Origin of the sequence: Gordonibacter pamelaeae 7-10-1-b (assembly GCF_000210055.1) — a bacterium.
GTDB lineage: Bacteria > Actinomycetota > Coriobacteriia > Coriobacteriales > Eggerthellaceae > Gordonibacter > Gordonibacter pamelaeae.
The window spans coordinates 2,437,077-2,438,313 of sequence record NC_021021.1 but is presented as its reverse complement, the minus strand read 5'-3'; the positions used below and the strand labels follow the sequence as shown (position 1 = coordinate 2,438,313).

Genomic DNA, 1,237 nt, shown 5'->3' with positions numbered 1-1,237 from the left:
CGGGATGCGGGCGCCCCTGCCGGTCGGGCGCGCTTGCGGGAGCCCCTGGTTCCGGCGCGCGTCGCAGGCGTTTGAGGGTTTCGCGTGAACGGCCTCCCTTCCCGATGAAGCGGAGGCCGTTTCGCGTGGGGGTGCCGTAGAATGGGCGCAAGCAAGCGGGCGGGCGGCTTCCCGAATGGGCCGTCTGCCGGACCAGTAAGAGAGCGGGAGCAGAGCATGGCCGAGGAACCCAGGGGGCTGACCGCCGCGGAGGTGGCCGAGCGCGTGGCGCGCGGCGACGTGAACGCCGACGTGGACGTGAAGACGCGCTCCGTGCGCCAGATCGTGCGGGAGAACGTCTGCACGCTGTTCAACGCCATCAACGTGATCTTGGCGGTGTTCGTGCTGTTCACCGGCTCGTACAAGAACATGCTGTTCATGATCGTCATCGTGAGCAACGTGATTATCGGCATCGTGCAGGAGATACGCTCGAAGATCACCACCGACCGCCTGAGCATCGTGGCGGGCTCGCACGCCACGGTCGTCCGCGACGGCGCGCGCAAGGAGGTGGCGCTGCACGACATCGTGCGCGACGACGTGGTGGTGCTCGGCCGCGGCGACCAGGTGCCGGCCGACGCCGTGGTGGTGTCCGGCGAGGCCGACGTGAACGAGAGCTTGCTCACCGGCGAGAGCAACCTCATAAAGAAGGCTCCCGGCGCCGAGCTCATGAGCGGCTCGTTCGTGAACGCCGGCACCGTGTGCGCCCGGGTGGTGCACGTGGGCCACGAGAACTACGCGGCGAAGATCAGCGCCGAGGCCAAGCAGCACAAGAAGGTCAACTCCGAGATCATGAACAGCCTGAACAGCATCATCAAGTTCGTGAGCTGCGTTATCTTCCCCGTGGGGGCGCTGCTGTTCGCGCGCATGTTCTTCAGCGGCGAGGGGGTGGCGCTGGACCAGGCCATCCTGTCCACGGTGGCGGCGCTCGTGGGCATGATCCCCGAGGGGCTCATCCTGCTCACGTCCACGGTGCTGGCCGTGGCCGTGGTGCGTCTGGCCAAGAGCAAAGTGCTGGTGCAGCAGCTCTACTGCATCGAGACGCTCGCGCGCGTGGACACGCTGTGCCTGGACAAGACGGGCACCATCACCACGGGGGCCATGGAGGTGGCGGCCGTGGTGCCCGTAGAGGGCGCCGACGCGGGCGAGCTGGACCGGGCGCTGGCCTCGCTCGCCGCGGCGGACGACGACCCGAACGAGA

Annotated in this window: 1 protein-coding gene; it reads left to right on the top strand. The window is 68.0% G+C overall.

The window, feature by feature from the left end:
• Positions 1 to 216: 216 nt before the first annotated feature.
• On the top strand, positions 217 to 1,237 hold a 1,021-nt coding region (locus GPA_RS11370; RefSeq protein WP_041239535.1), incomplete at its 3' end, for an HAD-IC family P-type ATPase.